This is a genomic window from Iamia sp. (assembly GCF_035575815.1).
In the GTDB taxonomy this organism is placed as follows: Bacteria; Actinomycetota; Acidimicrobiia; order Acidimicrobiales; family Iamiaceae; genus Iamia.
Map to the genome: position 1 here is coordinate 37,009 of NZ_DATLXO010000092.1, position 7,974 is coordinate 44,982.

Below are 7,974 nucleotides of genomic sequence, written 5' to 3' on the forward strand. Positions count from 1 at the left end.
ATGCTCGAGGTCACCTGGCTCATCCCTGCCCTGCCCCTGGCCGGGTTCCTGGCCCTCCTGGTGGCCGGACGCCGCCTGGGTGAGCCCCTCGCGGGCTGGCTCGCCACCGCGGCCGTCGGCGGGTCCTTCGCCGCCACCGTGGTCGTGTTCCTCGGCCTCCTCGGCGAGCACGCCGAGGAGCGCACGTTCACCCAGACGCTCTTCGAGTGGGTGCCGGCCGGCGGCTTCTCGGTCGACGTGGGCTTCCTGGCCGACCCGCTGTCGGTGACGATGTGCCTGTTCATCACCGGCGTCGCCACCCTGATCCACCTCTACGCCGTCGGCTACATGCACGGGGACCCGGACTTCACGAAGTTCTTCGTGTACCTGAACCTCTTCGTGTTCTCGATGCTCATGCTGGTGCTGGGCGACAACCTGCTCGTCACGTTCCTCGGGTGGGAGGGCGTCGGCGCCTGCTCGTACTTCCTCGTCTCGTTCTGGCACACCTCCGACGCCAACGCCTCGGCGGGCAAGAAGGCCTTCGTCACCAACCGCATCGGTGACTGGGGCTACATGATCGCCATGTTCCTCACCTTCACCGCCCTGGGGTCGATCAGCTACGTCGACATCGCCGCGGGCGCCGGCGGCCTGGCCACCACCACCGCCACGGGCATCACCGTGCTGCTGCTCGTCGGCGCCGTGGGCAAGTCGGCCCAGCTGCCGCTGTTCGTCTGGTTGCCCGACGCCATGGCCGGCCCCACACCGGTCTCCGCCCTCATCCATGCCGCCACCATGGTGACCTCCGGGGTCTACCTGCTCACCCGCATGAACCCGGTGATCGCCCAGGCCGCCGACTGGGCCCCGATGACCATCGCCGTGGTCGGCGCCCTCACCGCCCTGTTCGCGGCCACCATCGCCGTGGCCCAGACCGACATCAAGAAGGTGCTCGCCTACTCCACCGTGTCCCAGCTGGGCTACATGTTCCTGGCCATCGGCTCGGGCGCCTACATCGCCGCCATCTTCCACATGGTCACCCACGCCTTCTTCAAGGCCCTGATGTTCCTCGGGTCCGGCTCGGTGATCCACGCCATGGGCGACGAGCAGGACATGCGTCGCATGGGCGCGCTGCGCAAGCTGCTGCCCATCACCGCGGCCACGTTCATCGTGGGCTGGTTGGCCATCGCCGGTGTCCCCCCGTTCTCGGGCTTCTGGTCGAAGGACGAGATCCTGCTCTACGCCTATGACACCAGCCCCGTGCTCTGGGCCATCGGCCTGGTCACCGCGGTGCTCACCGGCTTCTACATGAGCCGCCAGGTGTTCCTCACCTTCTTCGGTGAGGCCCGCTGGGACCGCCCGATCACCGACGCCGCCCCCGACCTGGCCTGCGAGCGGGGCCTGCTGCCCGGCGGTGACGACGGCCTCGAGGGTGACGAGGCGGAGTCCCCGACGGTGCGGAACGTCTATGAGAGCGGGCACCGCCCCCACGGCGTGGGCCCGCAGGAGGCCATCTCCTCCCCCCACGAGTCGCCGTGGACCATGACCGTGCCGCTCGTCGTCCTGGCCGGGCTCGCCGCGGTCGGCGGTGCGCTGCAGCTGCCCTTCACCAGCTCGACCAGGCGCCTCGAGCACTGGCTCGAGCCCGTCGTCGCCCCCGACGAGGCGATCATCTCGGTCGCCACCAGCCTCAAGGTCGGCCTGGCCGTCGTGGCCGTCATCGGCGGGCTCATCGGCATCGCCGGCGCGGTCGTGCTCTACCTGCGCCGCCGCCCCGCCGACCGGCCGGCGGAGCCTCGCGTCCTGGCCCGGGGCTGGTTCTATGACTCCACCATCTCGGCGTTCGTGGGCGGGCCCGGCCGCAAGGCCTTCGACGCCGTGGCCTGGTTCGACCGCACGGTCATCGACGGCGCCGTGAACGGCACCGCGGCGCTCGTGCGCGGGACCGGTGGCGGCCTGCGCCGCACCCAGACCGGCTTCGTCCGGGCCTACGTCGGGCTCCTCACCGGAGGTGCCGTGATCCTGGTCTTCGTGATGATCCTGCGCGGGGTGGTCCTGTGACCCCCTTCCTGGTGGCCGCGGCCGAGGGCGGCGGCGCCTCGCTCGACTTCCCGATCCTCACCACCATGGTCGCCCTGCCCGCCGTCGGCGCCCTCGTCGTCGCCGTGCTCTCGGGCCGCCGCCCCGAGCTGTGCCGCCTCGTCGCCCTGGTGTTCTCGGTGATCACCGGCGCCCTCACCGTCGGCACCCTCGTCGCGTTCAGGGGCGCCGATGCCGGCTTCCAGATGATCGAGAAGACCACCTGGATCTCCGATCTCGACATCTCCTGGCACCTGGGCGTCGACGGCATCTCGCTGTTCCTGCTGGTGATGACCGGGTTGCTGTTCCCGATCGCCATCATCGGCGCCCCCGCGGCGCGCGACGAGAAGCAGTTCCTCGCCTGGCTGCTGCTGCTCGAGGCCGGGTGCCTGGGCGTGTTCCTCGCCCTCGACCTCTTCCTCTTCTTCGTGATGTTCGAGATCGTGCTGGTCCCGATGTACTTCCTCATCAGCGGGTGGGGCCACGCCGAACGCCGGTACGCGGCGATGAAGTTCTTCCTCTACACGATGTTCGGCTCGGCGTTCATGCTCGTCGGGCTCATCGCCACCGCCGTGCTCCACGGCCGGGCCACCGGTGAGCTCACGTTCAACCTGGTCACCATCGCCAACGACCAGGGCTCGATCGCGACCAGCAGCGCCCGCTGGCTGTTCCTCGCCTTCGCGGCCGCCTTCGCCATCAAGGTGCCGGTCTGGCCGCTGCACACCTGGTTGCCCGACGCCCACACCGAGGCGCCCACGGCGGGCTCGGTGATCCTGGCCGGGGTCATGTTGAAGCTCGGCACCTACGGGTTCCTGCGCTTCGGCCTCTACCTGTTCCCCGAGGCATCCGCGTGGTTCGCGCCGGTGATGGTCACCCTCGGCACGGTGGGCATCATCTACGGTGCCATCGCCGCGACCATGCAGAAGGACCTCAAGCGGCTCGTCGCCTACTCGTCGGTGGCGCACCTCGGTTTCATCATCCTCGGCACGTTCTCGCTCACCACCCAGGGCCTTCAGGGCTCGGTGCTGCAGATGGTCAACCACGGCATCTCGACCGGCGCCCTGTTCCTGCTGGTGGGGATGATCTCGGACCGGCGCCACACCCGGGAGATCGCCCAGCTGAAGGGTCTCCAGAAGGTCGCCCCGGTCTTCGCCGGGGTGTTCACGCTGGTGATGCTCTCGTCGCTCGGCCTGCCCGGCCTCAACGGCTTCGTCGGCGAGTTCCTCATCCTCCTCGGGTCGTTCACCTCGGCCCGGTGGTGGTCGGTCGTGGCCGCCTCGGGCGTGATCCTCGCGGCGGTCTACCTGCTGTGGGCCTACCAGCGCACCTTCCACGGCGAGCCCGACGCCGACAACGAGGGCTTCGCCGAGATGAACGTGCGCGAGGGCCTCGTGATGGCCCCGCTGCTCGGCCTGATCGTCTTCCTCGGCGTCTACCCCAAGCCTGTGCTCGAGCGCATCGAGCCCTCGGTGGTGGCGCTCGTCGCCCACGTCGAGGCGAACTCCGATCGCGAGGAGCCCGACGTCAACCAGCTCGGACCCGACGCCCGCCCCGACACCTACACCCGCGGCCGTGAGGTGCTCGAGGAGCACCGCGGCGGCGAGGAGGAGCTCGGCTCCGCCGAGGAGGAGGGGGAGTGACGTTGCTCGCCGAGGTCGACACCATCGCCACCCCCGACATCGCCTGGAGCGCGCTCTCGCCGTTCCTCGTGATGGTCGTCGGGGCCACCGTGATGCTCGGGTTCAGCGGCCTGCTGCCCCGCCGGGGCCCCCGGCGGTGGACGGGCCTGTTCACCGCGTTCACCGTCGCCACCGCCCTCGGCACCGTCGTGGCCTGCATCGTGTTGTGGCGCGACCTGCCCGACACCGGCACCCGCACCGTCGTCGGCGGGGCCTACGCGGTCGACGGCTTCTCGCTGTTCCTCATCGGGGTGATCGCCCTGGGGGTGATCATCGCCGCCCTGCTCACCGACGGGTACCTGCGACGCGAGGACCTCGAGGGGCCCGAGCCCTACCTGCTCTACCTGGCCTCGGCGGCGGGCGGCATCATCATGGCGTCGGCCACCGACCTGATCGTGATGTTCCTCGGCCTCGAGATCCTGTCACTCGCGGCCTACGTGCTGGCCGGGGTGCACCGGCGGCGCCTGCGCTCGGGCGAGGCGGCCATCAAGTACTTCGTGCTGGGCAGCTTCTCCTCGGCGTTCTTCCTCTACGGCATCGCCCTGATCTACGGCGCCACCGGCGCAACGAGCATGATCAGCATCGCCGAGTTCCTCTCCGAGAACCGCCTCACCGACGAGGGCCTGCTCCTCGCCGGCATCGGGATGCTGCTGGTCGGCTTCGGCTTCAAGGTCGCCGCCGCCCCGTTCCACTCCTGGACGCCCGATGTCTACCAGGGCGCCCCATCGCCGGTGACCGCGTTCATGGCCACCGCGGTGAAGGCGGCCGGGTTCGCCGGGCTGCTCCGGGTCGTGGTCGTCACCTTCTCGAGCTACCGCTACGACTGGCAGCCGCTCATCTACGCTCTGGCCGTCGCCAGCCTGCTGGTGGGCGCGGTGCTGGCGGTGGTGCAGACCGACGTGAAGCGCATGATGGCGTACTCCTCGATCAACCACGCCGGCTTCATGCTCGTCGCTGTCGCCGCCGGCACCATCGAGGGCGTCACCGCGACCTTGTTCTACCTGGCCACCTACACGATCATCGTCGGGGGCACCTTCGGCGTCATCACCGTCGTCGGCCGACGGGGCGACGGCCACCACCAGCTGTCGGACTACGGCGGGCTGGCGCGCCGTGAGCCGCTGCTGGCCCTGGCCCTCACCGTGTTCCTGCTGGCCCAGGCGGGCACACCGCTGACGTCAGGCTTCCTGGCAAAGTTCTACGCCGTCAACGCCGTCGTGGAGGCCGGGTCGTCCTGGTTGGGCCTGGTGGCGATGCTCTCGGCGGTGATCTCCGCCTTCCTCTACCTGCGCATCGTCCTGGCGATGTACGCCGGTGCGCAGGATCCCGACGAGGCCGACGGCGCCGAGCCGGCGACGTCGCCGGTGCGCCGGGTGAAGGCCCCCATGGCGGCCAAGGTCACCATCGCCCTCGCCCTGGTCGCCACCATCGGCATCGGCCTGGTGCCCGACCCGCTCACCAAGACCGCCCGCGATGCCACCCCTGACCTCGTCGCGGACGACGACCGCTGACGCCGTCCGGCTGGACCGTTTCTGGCGCGGTGCAGCGAATCGAACGCGACGGAGGACGCCCGCTCACTGCCATGCCGGCGTGACATCCGCAGGTATCACGGTCGACCCGGAGCGCATGGGAGGCGTGCTGTGCATCCGTGACCTTCCGGTCACCGTCGGGATGGTCCTCGGTCAGCTCGCCTCGGGCCGAACGATCGACCAAGTGCTCGGCGACTACCCCTACCTGGAGAAGGCAGACGTCTTCGCCGCACTCGAGCTCGCAGCAGCGAGGGTCAACGAGCGAGAGCTGCCGGTCGCTCGCCCTGCGTGAGACTTCTTCTCGACGCCAACCTGTCGCCGCGTCTCACTGAGCTCCTGATGGCCGCTGGGTTTGATGTGCTCCATGTCGCTGGCCGTGGTGTCGTGAGCCCGACGCGGCTTGCGGTGCGCGATCTGCCCCTTCGCTAACGGCGCGTCATGGTTGGCTGAGCTTCGACCAGTCTCCCTTGTGCTTCCCGAGCTCGAAGAGGATGCACTCGATGTCTTCGGCGTTGATGAGCTGGTCCTCGGCACTCAAGGCTTCGGCCCAGCGATGTGCGGCTACGACGAAGGCTTCGTAGCGATCGGCTAGTCGACGCGAGCCGGATGCCTCGACGCTGTTCCACATCACGACCTCGCGGATGCTGAACCAGACCAAGCGGTCGAGCACGAGAGGACGAAGAGCCACCGAGTCGTTGCCGAGGGTCGAGGCCCAGAGCCACTTGGTGAAGAACGGTTCGCGGATTCCGGGCAGGGCTCGGGCGGAGAGGTAGGCCCCGGCCAGCCGCCCGCTTGCGCAGGCGTTCTGCGTCGTCTCCAGGACTTCGGCAACGTGCTCGTCCCCCGGGCGGAGGAGCTTCTCGAACGAGTTCTTCATGCGGGCGTTCTTCTTGCCTCGACCCCAAATCATCGTGGCTGTGAGCAGGATCAGGCGCCCCTCGGCGTCATGGGCGCTACTGGCGATTGTCGCCAGGCCGCGCCGGCTCACGCAATCATCGCCGAAGGTGTCCAGCAGACGCGTGATCAGCGGCTCGTCCCAACCGAATCCCTTGAGCCACCTCTTCCATGTGTTCGCCACGAATGGGATCGATGCTTGGCGGCCCGACGCTCCGACAATGTCTGCGACGTACGGCCGCAGTGTGGCCACGACCCTCTCGTCGAGACCAGTCAAGGGGCCGAGTTCGGGTGATCGCATGGTTCCTCCAACTTCGGAAGTGGTCGTCGGGTGCCGTCGGAGTCGAGGACATAGCCGGGCACCCAGCCGTGGCCGCAGCAGGCTGCCACGGATCCCGTGATCTCGCCGAGGCACGCATCGTGGCCCTCGAGGGTCGGTCGCTCGCCGCACCGTCGGCAGGGCGGGTCGTCAGAGTTCGAGCCGAGCCGCAGGTAGCGACCTGTCGCCTCCCATCTCCAGCGGCGATCGCCGAAGACGACGATCGGCCAACCGCGTCGGTGCAACCGCACCACTGGCTCCTTTCCCCCGCTCACCCGTTGGCCCCCATCCAGATGGAGATGTCGACGAGGCGGAGGAACGACACCTGACGGCCGGTCTCCTTCGCGATCTCGACCGCCATCGATGCCAGCCAGAAGCGGTTGGCCGCTCCCACGCCCGTCATGGCCAGGTCCTCACCAATGGCCCGCATCAGGGCCGGCCACGCCCTCTCCGCCCGTCGCTCGGCGGTGACGGGTCGATACCAGTCGATGGTCGCCCGGTCGATGAGCGGGATGAGGTTCGGGCGCTTGCGATGGAGGACCTTGGTGAGCAGTGCCAAGCCTGGCGCTGCCTCCCACGTCGTCAGCTGCTCGAGGGCCCACAGGTCCTTGGGCCCGGCACTCTCCAGCCTCGCCTCGCTGGGAACATCGAACAGCCACTGCTCGATGAGGCCAGGCGTCGACCGCGACCCGTGCCCGGCGAAGAAGGTCATGTCGTCCCGGGACAACCCACGCTGGAGCGCTGACGCTGCAAGTACGTCGACAGGGTCGACGCGGTCGGCTCGCGCTGTGTCGACCTGGTCGTAGTACGCGAAGGCCCAGGTCTCGGGCGCTCCTCCCGTCCACGGGAGGCCGCAGTAGCGCCGAATCGAATCCCGAGCGCCTTCGATCGGATGCCCGGCGAGCACCAGATCGAAGCCGAACGACGCTTGGTCGCTCATGATGTCTCCTTCCGTGCGGCCTCCCATCCGGGAGCGCCCACGCTGAGCACCATAGAGAGGGGGTGTGACAGCGGCCGTCGACGGAGCGACGAGCGGACCATGGACCGCAAGCGGCCGCTACCGGGCCTTGCGGCGCGACCTTGGAGGCGCACTCGTTCAGGCGTCGAGGCCGAAGGTCCCACCCGGCCCGACCTCGTCCGGGCCGAGGTCGACCTCCCGCGGGAGCTCACGCGAGCGGACGATCTCCAGATCGAGCTCGTCCCACCCGGCCCCCCGAACAACACCCGCTTGAGGTCGACGCCAGTACCAGAGAGGCTCTCAGTTGCCCCTCCTGGGCCGGGACACAGGCCCGGCCTGGCCCGGTCGTCGAGGCCGCCGCGGACGCGGCGGCGGGGCGGCGACAGCGTCGCCGAAAGGTTGCGTCCCCTTTGGCCCATCGCGAAAAGCCTCACTAGATTCGGTCGACGTGTCGGACTTCCTCCGCTCCTACCTCACCGTGTTCATCTTCGGATGCGTCGCGGTCGGCCTGGTCGGGGCCGTGCTGGGCCTCGGGTCGCTCGTGCG

Annotated in this window: 6 protein-coding genes; 4 read left to right on the forward strand and 2 right to left on the reverse strand. The window is 69.2% G+C overall.

The window, feature by feature from the left end; translation table 11 throughout:
* The 4 genes from nuoL to VNL12_RS10090 all read left to right on the forward strand — a co-directional run bounded on the left by nuoL (position 1) and on the right by VNL12_RS10090 (position 5,549).
* Entirely contained in the window at positions 1-2,034 is a 2,034-nt protein-coding gene (gene nuoL, locus VNL12_RS10075) for an NADH-quinone oxidoreductase subunit L (RefSeq protein ID WP_325594116.1), read from the forward strand.
* On the forward strand, positions 2,031-3,692 hold the full coding sequence (locus tag VNL12_RS10080; protein ID WP_325594118.1) for an NADH-quinone oxidoreductase subunit M: 1,662 nt from the start codon (positions 2,031-2,033) through the stop codon (positions 3,690-3,692). The genes nuoL and VNL12_RS10080 overlap by 4 nt, the downstream gene beginning before the upstream one ends.
* Positions 3,689-5,239 carry an NADH-quinone oxidoreductase subunit N gene (locus VNL12_RS10085; protein WP_325594120.1) on the forward strand — a complete coding sequence of 517 codons (1,551 nt, stop codon included), beginning with the start codon at positions 3,689-3,691 and terminating at the stop codon, positions 5,237-5,239. Before VNL12_RS10080 ends, VNL12_RS10085 begins: the two co-directional genes overlap by 4 nt.
* Before the next feature lie 79 nt (positions 5,240-5,318).
* On the forward strand, positions 5,319-5,549 hold the full coding sequence (locus VNL12_RS10090) for a DUF433 domain-containing protein (protein ID WP_325594122.1): 231 nt from the start codon (positions 5,319-5,321) through the stop codon (positions 5,547-5,549).
* Positions 5,550-5,693: 144 nt separating this feature from the next.
* Here VNL12_RS10090 and VNL12_RS10095 read toward each other — a convergent pair whose 3' ends face one another.
* Entirely contained in the window at positions 5,694-6,404 is a 711-nt protein-coding gene (locus VNL12_RS10095; RefSeq protein WP_325594124.1) for a hypothetical protein, read from the reverse strand.
* 337 nt (positions 6,405-6,741) lie between these two features.
* Positions 6,742-7,410, reverse strand: a complete 669-nt coding sequence (locus VNL12_RS10100; protein WP_325594126.1) for a DUF6308 family protein — start codon at positions 7,408-7,410, stop codon at positions 6,742-6,744.
* Positions 7,411-7,974: the final 564 nt, after the last annotated feature.

Coding starts and splice junctions, on each gene's coding strand:
- nuoL (WP_325594116.1), top strand. CDS start 1: ATGCTCGAGGTCACCTGGCTCATCCCTGCCCTGCCCCTGGCCGGGTTC.
- VNL12_RS10100 (WP_325594126.1), bottom strand. CDS start 7,410: ATGAGCGACCAAGCGTCGTTCGGCTTCGATCTGGTGCTCGCCGGGCAT.